The organism is Stenotrophomonas sp. NLF4-10, from assembly GCF_022359915.1.
GTDB classification, from domain to species: Bacteria; Pseudomonadota; Gammaproteobacteria; order Xanthomonadales; family Xanthomonadaceae; genus Stenotrophomonas; species Stenotrophomonas daejeonensis.
Genome location: NZ_JAKSEE010000003.1, coordinates 1,597,918 through 1,612,020, shown reverse-complemented (window position 1 = coordinate 1,612,020; position 14,103 = coordinate 1,597,918). Strand labels below are relative to the sequence as shown.

At 67.9% G+C, this 14,103-nt stretch carries 14 protein-coding genes and 1 riboswitch; of the genes, 5 read left to right on the top strand and 9 right to left on the bottom strand.

The genetic code is table 11. The annotated features are described in order from the left end of the window. The first annotated feature begins 89 nt into the window (after positions 1-89). Positions 90-539, top strand: a complete 450-nt coding sequence (locus MIC98_RS07640) for a transposase (protein WP_239738083.1) — start codon at positions 90-92, stop codon at positions 537-539. A 99-nt stretch (positions 540-638) separates the two neighbouring features. Here MIC98_RS07640 and MIC98_RS07635 read toward each other — a convergent pair whose 3' ends face one another. The 4 genes from MIC98_RS07635 to MIC98_RS07620 are packed head-to-tail and all read right to left on the bottom strand — an operon-like array spanning position 639 to position 4,013. Then, complete coding sequence (locus MIC98_RS07635) at positions 639-1,595, bottom strand: aspartate carbamoyltransferase catalytic subunit (protein WP_239736713.1); 957 nt, start codon at positions 1,593-1,595, stop codon at positions 639-641. Positions 1,596-1,609: 14 nt separating this feature from the next. Continuing rightward, on the bottom strand, positions 1,610-2,074 hold the full coding sequence (gene ruvX / locus MIC98_RS07630) for a Holliday junction resolvase RuvX (protein ID WP_239736712.1): 465 nt from the start codon (positions 2,072-2,074) through the stop codon (positions 1,610-1,612). After that, a complete protein-coding gene (locus tag MIC98_RS07625; RefSeq protein WP_239736711.1) occupies positions 2,067-2,633 on the bottom strand; it encodes a YqgE/AlgH family protein in 567 nt (188 codons plus the stop codon). Before MIC98_RS07625 ends, ruvX begins: the two co-directional genes overlap by 8 nt. Positions 2,634-2,678: 45 nt before the next feature. Beyond that, entirely contained in the window at positions 2,679-4,013 is a 1,335-nt protein-coding gene (locus MIC98_RS07620; RefSeq protein ID WP_239736710.1) for an ATP-binding protein, read from the bottom strand. Positions 4,014-4,196: 183 nt separating this feature from the next. Here MIC98_RS07620 and MIC98_RS07615 point away from each other — a divergent pair, with 183 nt between their 5' ends. After that, positions 4,197-4,736 (top strand): DNA-3-methyladenine glycosylase I, encoded by a 540-nt coding sequence (locus MIC98_RS07615; protein WP_239736709.1) that lies wholly within the window; start codon positions 4,197-4,199, stop codon positions 4,734-4,736. 152 nt (positions 4,737-4,888) lie between these two features. Here the strand turns inward: MIC98_RS07615 and MIC98_RS07610 are convergent, their stop codons facing one another. Together MIC98_RS07610 and MIC98_RS07605 are read right to left on the bottom strand one after the other, a co-directional pair. Then, complete coding sequence (locus tag MIC98_RS07610; RefSeq protein ID WP_057639330.1) at positions 4,889-6,019, bottom strand: PilT/PilU family type 4a pilus ATPase; 1,131 nt, start codon at positions 6,017-6,019, stop codon at positions 4,889-4,891. Positions 6,020-6,176: 157 nt separating this feature from the next. Continuing rightward, positions 6,177-7,214, bottom strand: a complete 1,038-nt coding sequence (locus MIC98_RS07605) for a type IV pilus twitching motility protein PilT (RefSeq protein WP_057639329.1) — start codon at positions 7,212-7,214, stop codon at positions 6,177-6,179. 164 nt (positions 7,215-7,378) lie between these two features. Between MIC98_RS07605 and proC the strand changes: the two genes are divergently transcribed. Further along, positions 7,379-8,218: a pyrroline-5-carboxylate reductase gene (gene proC / locus MIC98_RS07600; protein WP_239736708.1), complete on the top strand. Its 840-nt coding sequence runs from the start codon at positions 7,379-7,381 to the stop codon at positions 8,216-8,218. Positions 8,219-8,366: 148 nt separating this feature from the next. Here proC and MIC98_RS07595 read toward each other — a convergent pair whose 3' ends face one another. Then, the gene (locus MIC98_RS07595) at positions 8,367-10,313 is read right to left on the bottom strand and encodes an alpha/beta fold hydrolase (protein ID WP_239736707.1); all 1,947 of its coding nucleotides are present in this window, start codon (positions 10,311-10,313) and stop codon (positions 8,367-8,369) included. Continuing rightward, positions 10,310-11,356, bottom strand: coding sequence for a DUF4105 domain-containing protein (locus tag MIC98_RS07590; RefSeq protein ID WP_239736706.1), 1,047 nt, complete (start codon positions 11,354-11,356; stop codon positions 10,310-10,312). Before MIC98_RS07590 ends, MIC98_RS07595 begins: the two co-directional genes overlap by 4 nt. A gap of 197 nt (positions 11,357-11,553) precedes the next feature. Beyond that, a riboswitch (Fluoride riboswitch) is annotated at positions 11,554-11,619 on the top strand. 59 nt (positions 11,620-11,678) lie between these two features. On the opposite strand from MIC98_RS07590, the gene crcB reads away from it, so the two are divergent. Beyond that, positions 11,679-12,062, top strand: a complete 384-nt coding sequence (gene crcB, locus MIC98_RS07585; RefSeq protein ID WP_239736705.1) for a fluoride efflux transporter CrcB — start codon at positions 11,679-11,681, stop codon at positions 12,060-12,062. 10 nt (positions 12,063-12,072) lie between these two features. Continuing rightward, complete coding sequence (locus MIC98_RS07580) at positions 12,073-12,402, top strand: DUF190 domain-containing protein (RefSeq protein WP_239736704.1); 330 nt, start codon at positions 12,073-12,075, stop codon at positions 12,400-12,402. 428 nt (positions 12,403-12,830) lie between these two features. Here the strand turns inward: MIC98_RS07580 and MIC98_RS07575 are convergent. Next, positions 12,831-13,975 (bottom strand): IS3 family transposase gene (locus tag MIC98_RS07575; protein ID WP_239736703.1). Its coding sequence is split into 2 segments (ribosomal slippage): positions 12,831-13,735 and positions 13,735-13,975, totalling 1,146 coding nucleotides; the frame shifts between segments, so codons are not numbered across the junction. Between the last annotated feature and the right edge of the window lie 128 nt (positions 13,976-14,103).

Here is a 14,103-nt window from a genome sequence, read left to right as displayed (position 1 = left end):
TACCTGGCATCATCCATCAGCACTCCGGCTACGCCCTCAAGCGGAATCGCCCGACAGCCATGCTGGCGGCTTCCCCGCACGCTGCCCGCATGAACCGGAAGCGATTGCGATTGGGACGCCGATCCATCGTCGGTCACACCTACATGCTTACTACGGTATGCCACGACCGGCGGCGCTGGTTCGAAGACGATGCAGCCGCTCGCATCGTGACGGCGCGGTTCCGGCGGCTGGAACAGCAAGAACTCGCATCGTCCCTGGCATGGGTCGTCATGCCCGATCATGTGCATCGGCTTATGGAACTGCGCGCCTCAACACTCGGGCATGTCGTGCAGCGCTTCAAATCAGGCAGTGCGCTTTTGTTGAACCGGCGGCATGGGCGGAGCGGGCCAGTATGGCAATCGTGCTATCACGACCATGCCATTCGCTCGGATGAATCACTGCGGCAACATGCCGCTTACATTCTTGCCAATCCAATTCAAGCGGGATTGACTGAACGAATTGGGGATTACCCACATGCGTGGTGCTGTTGGAATCGGTGAAATTTTCCTGTGCCGGATGGATAGTGCCGACCAATGGTCGGCACCCACCGATGAAAGCCGGTAACGCCTTTGGGTGCCGACCGTTGGTCGGCACGGCCCTCAGCCCAGCAGCGTCTCCAGCACCGCCATGCGCACGGCGACGCCGTTGCAGACCTGGCGCAGCACCCACGATTGCGGGCCGTCGGCCACCTCGTCGGTGACTTCCACGCCACGGTTGATCGGCCCCGGGTGCAGCACCGCCGCGTCCTTGCCGGCACGGGCAAGGCGGGCGTTGGTCAAGCCATAGTCCGCGTGGTACTGCTCCAGCGACGGCACCAGCCCTTCCTCCATGCGCTCGCGCTGCAGGCGCAGCATCATCAGCGCGTCCACGCCTTCGAGCATGGCGTCGAAATCCCCGCCGACCACACAACCCTTCAAGGTGTCATCGTCCGGCAGCAGCGATTGCGGGCCGCACACACGGATTTCGCCGGTACCCAGCGTACGCAGCGCGTGCAGGTCGGTGCGGGCCACGCGCGAGTGCTTGACGTCGCCGACGATCAGCACCTTCAGCTTCGAGAAATCCGCGCCCTTGGCCTGGCGCAACGTCAGCATGTCCAGCAGGCCCTGCGTGGGGTGCGCGCTGCGGCCGTCGCCGGCATTGACCAGCGCGGTGCCCTCGCCCGCGGCGGCGGCCAGTTCGGCCACGGCGCCGTCGTCGGGATGGCGCACGACGAAGCCGCGCACGCCCATCGCTTCGAGGTTGCGCAGCGTGTCGGTGGCGGTTTCCCCCTTGCGCGTGGACGAGGTGGAGGCGTCGAAGTTCAGCACGTCCGCGCCCAGCCGCTGCGCGGCCAGCTGGAACGAGCTGCGGGTGCGGGTGGAGGGCTCGAAGAACAGCGTGCACACCGCGGTGCCGGCCAGCACGTTGCGCTTGTTGCCAACCCGCCCTACCGCCGCGTCGCGGATCTGCCCGGCGCGGTCCAGCAGCTGCAGCAGGTGCTCGCGCGGCAGCCCTTCCAGGGTCAGCAGGTGGCGCAGGCGTCCATCGGAATCGAGTTGCGGGGCGGTGGCGGTCATGGCGGGTCTTTCGGTCAGGTGACGGGAATGGCGTCGTGCGGGGCGGACAGCCAGCGTTCGACGATGACCGCGGCGGCCACCGCGTCGAGGCTGGCGGCATCGCGGCGGCGCTTGCGGCCTTCGGCGCGCTCGACGGCGAAGCGGCGCGCGGCCTCCACCGAGCTGGAACGTTCGTCCACCAGCAGCACCGGCACGCCGTAGCGCTGCCGCAGCTGGCGGGCGAAGGCGTGGGCGCGCCTGCGGTTGGGCTGGTCGTCGCCTTCGAGCGTGAGCGGGTCGCCGACGATCAGGCCCTGCGGCCGCCACTCTTTGTGCAGGCGGTCCAGCGCGTTCCAGTCGGGGCCGTCGGCACGCACGTCGATCATCGCCAGCGCCCGTGCGCCGACGCCGAAAGCGCTGCCGATGGCCACGCCGATGCGGCGCGAGCCGACGTCGAAGCCGAGCACGGTGCTGTCGGTGGACAACGGTGTCTCAGGCATGGCCGCTGTATCCGGCCAGGCGGAACAGGTCGACGCCGATGCGCGATGCCGCCAGCTGCCAGCGCTGCTCCAGCGGGGTGTCGAACAGCACCGCGGCATCGGCCGGCACGGTCAGCCAGCTGTTCTCGGCCAGTTCCTGCTCCAATTGCCCCGCCCCCCAGCCGGCGCAGCCGAGCGCGACCAGCGCATTGCGCGGGCCATCGCCGCGGGCCATCGCCTCGAGGATGTCGCGCGAGGTGGTCAGGTACAGGCTCCGGCCCACCTGCAGGCTCGAATCCCAGCCGCGCTCGTCGTCGTGGATGACGAAGCCGCGCTCGGGATGCACCGGCCCGCCGCTGAGCACCGGCAGCGCGGTCAGCTGGCTGTCGTCGGTATCGATTTCCATCTGCGCCAGCACTTCGCCCAGCGTGTATTCGGAGGGCTGGTTGACCACCACGCCCATCGCGCCGTTGTCGTCATGCTGGCAGATCAACGCGACGCCGCGCGCGAAATGCGGGTCGGCCAGCGACGGCAGCGCGATCAGCAGGTGGTTGGCAAGATTGTCGCAGCGCATGGACATGGCGGCATTCTACCCGCACGAGGTCCCCGCCCGGTCGCCCTGCATTCACGCCGCGGCGCTGTGCCGCGTGGCCGGTGCCCGTCCTGGAATGCGCAGCAAGAAGGTGCTGCCGCGGCCCGGCTCGCTTTCGGCATGGATGCTGCCGCCACCGGCCTCGATCAGATCCCTCACCACCGAAAGCCCCAGCCCGGTGCCCTGCCCGCGCGGCTTGATGGTGAAGAACGGTTCGAAGATGCGCGCCAGCACCGCCGCATCCATGCCCATGCCGTCATCGCCGAAAGCCAGCAGCAGGCCAGCGCCGGTGTCTTCCCGGGCGGTCACGGAAAACACGCCACCGCCCGGCATTGCATGGTCGGCGTTGGCGGCGATGTTGAGCACCATCAGTTCGAAACGGGTGCGGTCGAAATGGATCTCCGGCAGCGGCGTGGCGATGGAAAACCGCATCCGCACCGCCGGTGCCAGCAACTGTCGCAACATTGGCTCCAGGTTGGTGAGCGCCGGCCCCGGATCGAACCATTCGCGGACCTCGGCCTCCTCGCGGGAGAACGCCATCAGCCGGCGGGTCAACATCGCCGCCCTGGTCGCAGCCGACTCCATCCCGGCAAGGGCCGCCTTCATCCGCGCCGCATCGTCCGTCCCCAGGCCCCGGTGCACGTGGCCACCGATGATTCCCACAAGATTCCCGAAGTCGTGCGCCACGCCGCTGGCCAACCGGCCCATGGCCTCGGTCTTCTGCGACTGGATCAGTTGTGCATGGGTACGCTCGCGCTCGGCCATCTCCGCATGCAGGCGCGCATTGGCCACGCCCAGCGCAGCGCCGTGTTCGCGGGCCTCGCGCAGGCTCTCGCGCAGTGCCACCGAACTGCGGTCGAGCACGACCGCCACCAGCAGGAAGATCACCGCGCTGACCGCCATGTCGTTCGCAAAGGCAAGTGCCGCCCCCTGCATGCCGATATCGACCATGATCCCGCCGGCGAAAGCCAGCAGGATGCTGCAGAACATCCACCACAGCGCCGCACGCCCCACGATCAGCGCGGCGATCACCATCCACACCACCAGCAATGGCTGTTCGAAGCGCTGGGCGGAGAAACCGGTGGTCAGGTAGGCCAGGACCACCGAGGTGGCAAAGCCGGCCAGCAGCAGACGCGCGGCCCACGCGAAGCGGCCCCTGCGCACCAGCCGGAAACTCACCGCCGCCAATACGCTGACCGACAGGCCCACCAGCATCGAACCAACCTCGCCGGGCCGCCACGGCACGTCCGGCACCAGCGCGCGGGCCAGCCACGCCAACGGCGGCAGCGTGGCCAGCAACAGCGATACCACCTGCAACATCGGCGCATTGCGCCGGTCCAGCGGATCGTCGACGGGAACATCGCGCAACCATGCCCGCAGCCACCGCACAAGCATCAGCGGGGCATGCAGAAAACGGGCGACAAGCTGGTCTGGCATCCGGGTCCGGCTCCCGCAAGGGCACGAGGCAGCATGCAGCATGATGCCTGCGGCGAGTATAGCGACGGACGCCCACGCCTATACTGGCGGTCGCATGCAACCACCGGCACCCCCATGAGTTCCTACTGCGACTTCGCCCCCGGCCACCCGGTCCATGTGCACTACCACGCCCGTGAATACGGTTTCCCGCAACGCGCCGAGCCGGAACTGTTCGAGAGGCTGGTGCTGGAGATCAACCAGGCCGGCCTGAGTTGGGAAACCATCCTGCGCAAGCGCGACGGTTTCCGCCGCGCCTACCACGGCTTCGACGTGGACACGGTGGCCGCCTACGGCGAGGCCGACGTCGCGCGCCTGCTGGCCGACGCCGGCATCATCCGCAACCGGCTGAAGGTGCGGGCCGCCATCCACAACGCCAACGTGATCCGCGGCCTGCGCGATTCGCATGGCGGCTTCGCGCAATGGCTGGACGCCCACCACCCGCGCGACAAGGCCGGCTGGGTGAAGCTGTTCAAGCAGACCTTCCGCTTCACCGGCGGCGAGATCACCGGCGAGTTCCTGATGAGCCTGGGCTACCTGCCCGGCGCGCACCGCGCCGATTGCCCGGTGCTGGCCGACATCGTCGCCCGCAACCCACCGTGGACGCGGGGCTCGTAGATGCGGGGCTTGCCCCGCACGGAGGCTTTCCCGGTGAAGCTTCGTGCGGGGCAAGCCCCGCACCTACGGGTCAAGACCCTCTATCGGTTGGATGCCGAAACACGAAGCCCGGCCATTGGCCGGGCTTTGCATGCGCAGGCATGGCGCGGGCCTCAGCGCACGCCTGCGATCTCCACGCCGTCCAGCCCCTGCGCCAGGGTCTTGGCATCGCCGCCCTGCGAGAGCTTGATGCGCAGGCGCACCTCGTTCTGCGAGTCGGCATAGCGCAGCGCGTCGTCGTAGCTGATCTCGCCGGCCTGGTACAGCTCGAACAGACTCTGGTCGAAGGTCTTCATGCCCAACTGCACGGATTCCTTCATCACTTCCTTGAGCTTGTGGATCTCGCCGTCGCGGATGTAGTCCTGCACCAGCGGCGTGCCGAGCAGGATTTCCATCGCCACGCGGCGCGCCTTGCCGTCGGGCGTGGGCACCAACTGCTGCGCAACCACGCCCTTGAGGTTCAGCGACAGGTCCATCAGCAGCTGGTTGCGGCGGTCTTCCGGGAAGAAGTTGATGATGCGGTCCATCGCCTGGTTGGCGTTGTTGGCATGCAGCGTGGCCAGCACCAGGTGGCCGGTCTCGGCGAAGGCGATGGCGTGGTCCATGCCCTCGCGGGTGCGGATCTCGCCGATCATGATCACGTCCGGCGCCTGCCGCAGGGTGTTCTTCAGCGCCGCTTCCCAGCTGTCGGTGTCGATGCCGACCTCGCGCTGGGTGACGATGCAGCCTTCGTGCTTGTGCACGAACTCGATCGGGTCCTCGATGGTGATGATGTGCCCGGTCGAGTTCTGGTTGCGGTAGCCGATCATCGCCGCCAGCGAGGTCGACTTGCCGGTGCCTGTGGCGCCGACGAACAGGATGATGCCGCGCTTGGTCATCGCCAGCGTCTTGATCACCGGCGGCAGGCTCAGTTCCTCCACCGTCGGGATGCGCGTCTCGATCCGGCGCAGCACCATGCCGACCTGGTTGCGCTGGTAGAAGCAGCTGACGCGGAAGCGGCCGACGCCGGACAGGCCGATGGCGAAGTTGCATTCGTGGGTCTTCTCGAACTCCTCGCGCTGCGCCGGCGTCATCACGTTGAGCACCATGTCGCGGCTCTGCTGCGGAGTCAGCGGCGTCTGCGTGATCGGGCTGATCTTGCCGTTCACCTTCATCGACGGCGGCATGGCCGCGGTGATGAACAGGTCCGACGCCTTCTGGTGCGCCATCAGCTTGAGGAACGAGGTGAAATCGATGGTGCTCATGACCGTTCTCCGGGACCGGGAGCCGGGGATCGGGAAACCGCGCCGGCCAGGGCCGATGCCGTTCCCGCTTTCCCGGGCCATCCCCGTCCGTTCTTGGGGAAATACAGGAAACACTTCACTGCCGTCGCCGGTTCCCGTTCAGGGCCCCGGCCCGGCCTCACTCGAACAGGCGCTTGTCCTTGGCGTATTCCCTGGCCTGGTTGCGGGTGATCAGGCTGCGCTTGACCAGGTCCTGCAGATTCTGGTCGAGGGTCTGCATGCCCACCTGCTGGCCGGTCTGGATCGCCGAATACATCTGCGCCACCTTGTCCTCGCGGATCAGGTTGCGGATGGCCGGGGTGGCCACCATGATCTCGTGCGAGGCGATGCGGCCGCCGCCGACCTTCTTCAGCAGCGCCTGCGAGATCACCGCGCGCAGCGATTCGGACAGCATCGAGCGCACCATCGGCTTTTCGCCGGCCGGGAACACGTCGATGATGCGGTCGATGGTCTTGGCCGCCGAGCTGGTGTGCAGGGTGCCGAACACCAGGTGGCCGGTTTCCGCCGCGGTCAGCGCCAGGCGAATGGTCTCGAGGTCGCGCAATTCGCCGACCAGGATGATGTCCGGGTCCTCGCGCAGCGCCGAGCGCAGCGCCTCGTTGAAGCCGTGGGTGTCGCGGTGCACCTCGCGCTGGTTGATCAGGCACTTCTGCGAGGTGTGGACGAATTCGATCGGGTCCTCGACGGTGAGGATGTGGCCGTAGTCGTTCTTGTTGATGTGGTCGATCATCGCCGCCAGCGTGGTCGACTTGCCCGAGCCGGTCGGCCCGGTCACCAGGATCAAGCCCTGCGGTTGCTCGATCAGCTGGCGGAATACCGGCGGGCAGGCCAGGTCCTCCAGCGTCAGCACTTCCGAGGGAATGGTGCGGAACACCGCGCCGGCGCCGCGGTTCTGGTTGAAGGCGTTGACGCGGAAGCGCGCCAGCGACGGGATCTCGAACGAGAAGTCGACTTCGAGGAACTCCTCGTAATCGCGACGCTGCTTGTCCGACATGATGTCGTAGACCAGCGCGTGCACTTGCTTGTGGTCCAGCGCCGGGATGTTGATGCGGCGCACGTCGCCGTCCACGCGGATCATCGGCGGCAGGCCGGCGGACAGGTGCAGGTCCGACGCTTTGTTCTTGACCGAGAACGCCAGAAGTTCGGCGATATCCATGTGCGCGTATCCCCAAATGGTTTGCGAAAGATGTTTCCCCGGCCGGCAGTATAGCCCTCCCGCGTAACAGGTCGATGCCGCCGCGGGGACCGGTTTCCGGCACCGGCCCCCGGCCCGCGGATGGGTACACTTCGGGGGATTCCCCCACCCGCGACGAGGCCGCCATGACCGCACCCCACGACACCGTTCCCCTTTCCGGCGGCATCGCCTTCATCGGCGGCGGCAACATGGCGCGCAGCCTGATCGCCGGGCTGGTCGCGGCGGGGACGCCGGCCGCGTCGATCGAGGTGGTGGAGCCGCAGGCACCGCAACGGCAGGCGTTGCAGCAGGAACATGGCGTGCGCGTGGCCGAATCCCTCGCCACGGCGGCGCTCGACGCGCGCACGCTGGTGCTGGCGGTCAAGCCGCAGGTGATGGCCACCGTCTGCGCCGAACTGGTGCCGCGGCTGGCGCCGGGCGCGCTGGTGGTCTCCATCGCCGCCGGCGTCACCACCGCCGCGCTGCGCCGCTGGCTGGGGCCGTCGGCCGCGCTGGTGCGGGCCATGCCCAACACCCCCGCGCTGCTGGGCGCCGGCATGACCGGCCTATATGCCGGCACGGACGTGGAAGCCGCCGAACGCGGGACCGCGCAGGCTATCCTCGCCTGCGCCGGGCAGACCCGCTGGATCGACGACGAGGCGCTGATGGACGCGGTCACCGCGGTTTCCGGCAGCGGCCCCGCCTACGTATTCGCGCTGGCCGAAGCGATGGAGGACGCCGCGCTCGCCCAGGGGCTGGCCGCCGATGCCGCGCGGCAACTGGTGGTGCAGACGGTCCTCGGCGCGGCGCGCATGCTGGCCGAAAGCGGCCAGGACCCCGGCGCGCTGCGCAAGGCCGTGACTTCCCCCAATGGCACCACCCAGGCCGCACTGGAAACGCTGGCCGGCGGTGGTTTCCACGCGTTGGTCGGCAGCGCCGTGGCCGCCGCCGCGCAGCGTGGGCGCGAACTGGCCGCCGGCACCTGAAGGCCCGGCAGGGGCATGAAACGGCGTCCCGGCCCGCGGGTGCGATCGACGCACCCACGCCCAGCATGCTTCCGCCCCACCGCAATGCAGGGCTTCCCGGGGCAACCCTGACTGCAATCCCGCGTGGCGTTCCGGGACCGGTGCGTACTCAGCGCCCACGCGCCTGCTGCTCGCGCAGGTCCTGGCGCAGGATGCGGCGCACTTCCAGCACGGCTTCCGGCGTCTCCTGCACGCTGTGCCCGGAAACGACGACCTTCTCCGACAACGCGCCATCCAGGTGCGCGCTCCAGTACGGCACCAGCCCGTCGTCGGAACCGGCCAGCGCTCCTTCGGCCTTGCGGCGGGCGATGATCGAGTGGTACGCCAGCCCCGGCGCCAGCGGCAACTCCGACGCGGCGCGGATGAACGGGTCGGTCGCCTTGAGGTTGTCGATGCTGGTGCCGATCCGCGGCGCCTTGGGCTTGCCGCCATCGGGCTCGCCGGCATCCTGCATGGCCAGGAACACCTCCTCGAACTTACCCAGGATGGTCAGCGGCAGGCGCACCAGCTTCCCGATCAGGCGGCCGAGCCGGTCGCCGGCGATGTCGGTGCCGCGGTGCGGCGAGGCGATGAAGATCGCGCGCTCCACGTCCGGCTGCGGCGAGAAGCGCACCAGCGGCCCCAGCCTCGCCTCCACCCGTCGCAGCCGGTCGCCATGCAGGTCGAAGCGCTTCACCGCGCCGTCCCACAGGGCGTCGCCCGACTCGCTGAGCATCAGCCGCGCGATCACGCCGCCCATGCTGTGGCCGATGAACACCATGTCGTGCGTCGCCGGCGCGGTGCGCTGCGGGTCGAAATGGTCCAGCGTCTGGTTGAAGGCGTTGCCGATCGTGTAGCGGTTCAGCGCGATGGGCGCGTTGGTCGGGTAGTAGGCCGACCATATCTGGTAATGCCGGCGCATCTCCGGGTCGCCCATGATCTCGTTGGCCAGGTTCACCCACGCCTCCGGGCTGCTGGCCAGCCCGTGCAGCAGGAAGATGATGCGGCGGTTCGGATCGTAGGGCTGCATCAGGTAGATGTGCGGCTCGCGGATGCCCTGCCCGCGCCCGAACAAGGTGCGCAACGATTCGACGGCAAAGCCCGACTGCGCCATCCACACGCCGTAGGCGGCGGTGAAGTTGCCGGCCAGCGGCACCTGTTGGCCGTGCAGTTGGATGCTGGCGGTGGTTTCCGGCGACCACGCGGCCATGCGCACCGCATGGGTGGCCAGCACGTCGTCCAGCGTGTCGCCATCGAACTGCAGCAAGGCGGTGATGTTGACCGCCGGCATCTCGCTGAACACCGGCACGCTGGCGTCGGCGTCTGCCACGGCCAGCAGCGGCGGGGCCTGCACCGCCACCAGCTCGGCGCCGAAGCCGTCGCGCCGGTAGTTGCTGCGCAGGCCGGCGAAGCCCACCTGCGCGGCCGACACCAGTTGCCGGGGAATGCCGGCCAGTTGCAGCCGCGCAAGATCGGTGGTGATCGTCCATTGCTGCAACTGCACCGGGCGGCTGTAGTCCTGCCCGTCCAGCGCCCGCGCGCGGGCGTGCTGGAACACCACCGACGCCGCCTGCTGGGTGGCGTGATTGTAATAGTCGCGCACCTGGGTGAGCCGGTTCTCCAGCGCGCGCTCGGCCGGCGTGCGGCCACTGAAGAACAGGTAGGCGTAGGAATAGCGCGCCGCTTCCAGCCATGCGTCCAGCGCCGCGTCCGACAGCGGCGGTGGCTCGCCGCCCTTCGTCTTCGGGGTCAGCGCCAGCGCCTGCTGCATCCACAGCTCGGCCAGCGTGGAAAGGCGCTGCTCGGTCTGCAGGCCGTCGGTATCGGCGACCGCGCGGCGGCAGGCATCGGGCTCCTTGCCGCATTGCGCCGCGGTCAGGCCGATGACGCCCAGCGATTCCTGCGACAACGCGCTCAGGTGGCCGCTGTCGAGGATGTCGCCACGCTTGAGCAGCACGTATTCCGACGGCGCGACCTGCTTGATCTTCACCATCGCGCAACCGCTGGACAACAGCATCAGGACGCAGGCCGCCGCGCCCAGCCAGCCGCGCAGCCCTGCATGGGGAGTTGCTCTCATCGTGTCTTTCCTTCGGCAATGCCCGGCACGCCCTCGCGTATCCGGCGGGAAAAATCGGCCGCGTCGCCCGCCTCGCGGGCGCGCAGGGTGATGCGGCCACGCTCGCGCAACTGCGCCAGCGGCACGCCCGGCGCCAGCCCACCGACGTCGGCGGCGTAGTCGGCCAGGTAGCCGGACAGCAGCAGGCGGTAGTCCAGCGGCAGGCGCGGCGCGACGCGGCGCATCAGTTCGAACACCACCGTGGTGCAGTTGCTGGTCAGCGTGTTGTAGAACTCCGGCATGCGCTCCAGCTGCTGCCCGCGCGCCACGTAGGAGTGCACCAGCTCGCGCATCGCCTGCGGCGACAGGCCATGCAGGCGGTAGAGGTAGACGTCCTCGCCACGCACGTTGGTGCGCACCTGCACGATATCGCGTTCGTCGGCGGCCACCAGCACCGCCTCGAAGCGGCGGAAGAAGCCTCCCAGCGCCGAGAAAGACTCGCCGCGCTCCTTGCGGATTTCCAGCGAGAACACCAACTGCCGGCCGTCGGCGAAGCCGAACGACACCAGCGTGTGCGCGATGGCCGGCCCCATCCAGTACGACAGGATCAGGTCGACCGAACGCAGCTGCGACAGGTCGTATTCGCGCCGCTCCCAGCGGACGTCGTAGTCGTCCTGCCCGCGCCAGTGGAAATTGCGCACGTTGTCGACCAGCAGGCGGTCGCCATCGATTCGCGCATGCAGCGGTTGCGCCACGTCATCGGCCCATTGCCGGTCCTGCCGCGGCTGGATCGTCGCCCAGCCCCCCAGCAACGCGCAGGACAACACGGCGAACGCCGCCAACCTGCGCCAGCGCCGCCGCGGCGTGGCGCAGCCGTGCAGGGCCACGGCCGCAGCCACGCCCCACAATACCGCCACGACGACGCGCACGGCCGGCCCGGCGGGCAACTGGAACCACACGGCCAACGCGCCCCAGGCCCCGGCCAGCCCGCAGGCCAGCATCAGGCCGAGGCGCCCCATCCCGCGCAGCCAGCGGCGCAAATGGCCCCCGTCACCGGAGGCCATCGGTGCCTTCGCCACCCGCGCCATGACATGAAGGACGGCCCTTCGCGTCCCTCCTGCGTCCCATGCATGCAGTTGCTGCCATTCGATCGTTCCATCCACCTTTCCGGCCCGCGCAACGATAGCGTGTGCGCCGCGGGAAACCGAGTGGAATGCCTCCCGTGTATTGCCGGCCATGCCGCCGACGCTGATGTATATTGCGGAACCACGGAGATGGCATTCCTCCGCGAACCGCCGCGACAGCGGCTGATGATGCCTACGCTTGGCCGGACGGGCTGCGTGGGCGCGCGCCTGTCCTCGAACACCGATTCAAGGAGAGGACTCCATGTGGAAACCGATCGTCGCCATCGCCGTCGGCTCGGTGCTGGGCGGGCTGATGCGCTGGGGGCTGGGCCTGCGGCTCAACGCCCTGTTCCCCGACGTACCGCCGGGCACGCTCGCCGCCAACATGATCGCCGGCTACATCGTCGGCATCGCCCTGGCCTTCTTCGCACAGGCCCCCGGCCTGTCGCCGGAATGGCGGCTGCTGGTCATCACCGGCTTCTGCGGCGGCCTGTCCACCTTCTCGACGTTCTCCGCCGAGATCGTCGCCCTGCTGCAGCGCGGCCAGTACGCGCTGGCGCTGGGCGCCATCGCCATCCACGTCGCCGGCACGCTGCTGATGACCTTCGCCGGCATCGCCACCGTGGCGCTGTTCAAGGCCAGCTGAGGAGAACCCCATGAACGGTTACCAGATCACCTTCTTCACCCGGCAGGACCGCCGCCACGGCGGCTGCCCGCTGGCCGAGTGGCTGCTCCACCTCGCCGCCGAACTGGGCCTGCGCGGCGCCACCCTCATCCCGGCCAGCGAGGGTGTCGGGCGCGACCACCGCCTGCACTCGGCGCGCTTCTTCGAACTGGCCGAGCAGCCGCAGGCGGTGATGATGACCCTGACCACGGAAGAAACCGACAACCTGTTCCAGCGCCTGCGCACGGAGAACGTGCACCTGTTCTACACGCGCATGCCGGTGGAGTTCGGGAGCATCGGCGAACCCGGCACGCAGGGCTGACGGCGCTACTGCGGCCGACCCTGTGCAAGTCCACCGGGCTCCGGCCCGCACGGACCCGGTCCCGCCGAACGCCAGCATGGCCGTTGGCCAAGGAATCGCCCCGTATCCCCGATGCGACAGGCTCCAAGCCGCCCCCGGAATCCGGGCAACAAAAAAACCGCCAGGAGCGGTTTTTGACATCGCTTGTCGATGGCCCGAAGGGTTGCCGCCACGGATGGTGGCAACAAAAAACCCCTGAGGAAATCAGAGGTTCTTTCATTCGCTTGGTGGGCGGTGCAGGGTTCGAACCTGCGACCCTTGCCGTGTGAAGGCGAAATACATCCTATTAGTCACAAGGATTTTGGAGTAATTTTCACTCCAACGTGGCAAAAACGTGGCAACTCCATCATGGCAGCAATCACCCTGAGAGAGTCGGGGTTCACCCCCGTTTACACGGACTGTTGGGTTAAGAGTCTGAAGGCCTGATCCCGGGCATCGAGCCTTCGCTGGATGATCGGGTTGTGGAACCGTTCGATGTAGTCGAACACATCGCTCCTGGCTTCGGCCAGGGTCACGTAGCGACGACGGTGCACCCGTTCCCGCTTGAGCTTGCCGAAGAAGCCCTCGGCCGCTGCGTTGTCGCCGCAGTGGCCGACATCACTCATGCTGCTGACGATGTGGTGATCCTTCAGGAACTGCTGGTATTCGGTGCTGGTGAACTGTGTCCCTCGATCAGAGTGCAGGATGACTTCACTGCGGTCGGGACGTTGCCAGCAGGCCATCATCACCGCCTTGAGCACCAGGTGCCGATCCTGCACCGGTGACATCGACCAGCCGACCACCTTGCCCGCGTACAGGTCGACAACCGCGCACAGGTACAGCCAGCCCTCGCCGGTGCGGATGTAGGTGATGTCGACCACCCACTTGGTGTTGGGCTCGTTGGCGGTGAAGTCCCGGGCCAGTTGGTTGCGAACATGTGCGGGACGGGCGCCGGAGGGTTTGTGCCGCCAACGGCGTCTCTGCGGCACGCCTGCCAGACCATCGGCTGCCATCAGCCGGGCAATGCGATTGAGGCTGGCCGTCTCTCCTTCGTAGCCCAACGCCTCGTGCATGCGCCCGGCGCCCATGACGCCATCACTTGCTGCATGGTGTTCCCTGATCTTGTCGAGCAACCTGCAGTTGTCCAGAGTCCGGGCACTGGGGGCACGACTGCACCAGCCGTGGAAGCCACTGGGCGAGACCTTCAGACACCGGCACATCAGCCTGATCGGGTACTGGTCGCGGTGGCGTCGGATCGCCTCGTACCTCAAGACGATTCCTTGGCGAAGAACGCCGCCGCATCGCGCAAAAAATCCCGTTCCTTCTTGACTCGTGCAAGCTCCATCTTCAGAGCCAGCAATTCCTGGTCGCGTGCGGTGCCGTTGCCGGGGAAGGCCTTCTTGCCACCGGCTTCCAATTCCCTGCGCCAACGATGAATTTGGTTGGCCCGTATACCGAGGTCACGTGCGATCTGAGACACCTTCGCACCAGGCAAACGGGTCAGGCCGACGGCCTCACGCTTGAACTCTTCGCTGTATTTTTTCCGCTGTGGCATGACACTCCTCCTGCCCCATCATGGGGCCTAACTGAAGTGTCCGTGCTAGCGGGGGTGAACCCGTCGCAGACAAGCCACTGAGCGATCGTCGCGATGCGATCCGCGCGCAGCTCGACGATCTGCCTGAG

Excerpts from the sequence above, each read along its gene's own strand:
- MIC98_RS07595 (WP_239736707.1), bottom strand. The coding sequence starts at position 10,313 with ATGAGAGCAACTCCCCATGCAGGGCTGCGCGGCTGGCTGGGCGCGGCG.
- ruvX (WP_239736712.1), bottom strand. The coding sequence starts at position 2,074 with ATGCCTGAGACACCGTTGTCCACCGACAGCACCGTGCTCGGCTTCGAC.
- MIC98_RS07610 (WP_057639330.1), bottom strand. The coding sequence starts at position 6,019 with ATGAGCACCATCGATTTCACCTCGTTCCTCAAGCTGATGGCGCACCAG.
- proC (WP_239736708.1), top strand. The coding sequence starts at position 7,379 with ATGACCGCACCCCACGACACCGTTCCCCTTTCCGGCGGCATCGCCTTC.
- MIC98_RS07580 (WP_239736704.1), top strand. The coding sequence starts at position 12,073 with ATGAACGGTTACCAGATCACCTTCTTCACCCGGCAGGACCGCCGCCAC.
- crcB (WP_239736705.1), top strand. The coding sequence starts at position 11,679 with ATGTGGAAACCGATCGTCGCCATCGCCGTCGGCTCGGTGCTGGGCGGG.
- MIC98_RS07590 (WP_239736706.1), bottom strand. The coding sequence starts at position 11,356 with ATGGCCTCCGGTGACGGGGGCCATTTGCGCCGCTGGCTGCGCGGGATG.
- MIC98_RS07635 (WP_239736713.1), bottom strand. The coding sequence starts at position 1,595 with ATGACCGCCACCGCCCCGCAACTCGATTCCGATGGACGCCTGCGCCAC.
- MIC98_RS07615 (WP_239736709.1), top strand. The coding sequence starts at position 4,197 with ATGAGTTCCTACTGCGACTTCGCCCCCGGCCACCCGGTCCATGTGCAC.
- MIC98_RS07625 (WP_239736711.1), bottom strand. The coding sequence starts at position 2,633 with ATGTCCATGCGCTGCGACAATCTTGCCAACCACCTGCTGATCGCGCTG.
- MIC98_RS07640 (WP_239738083.1), top strand. The coding sequence starts at position 90 with ATGAACCGGAAGCGATTGCGATTGGGACGCCGATCCATCGTCGGTCAC.
- MIC98_RS07605 (WP_057639329.1), bottom strand. The coding sequence starts at position 7,214 with ATGGATATCGCCGAACTTCTGGCGTTCTCGGTCAAGAACAAAGCGTCG.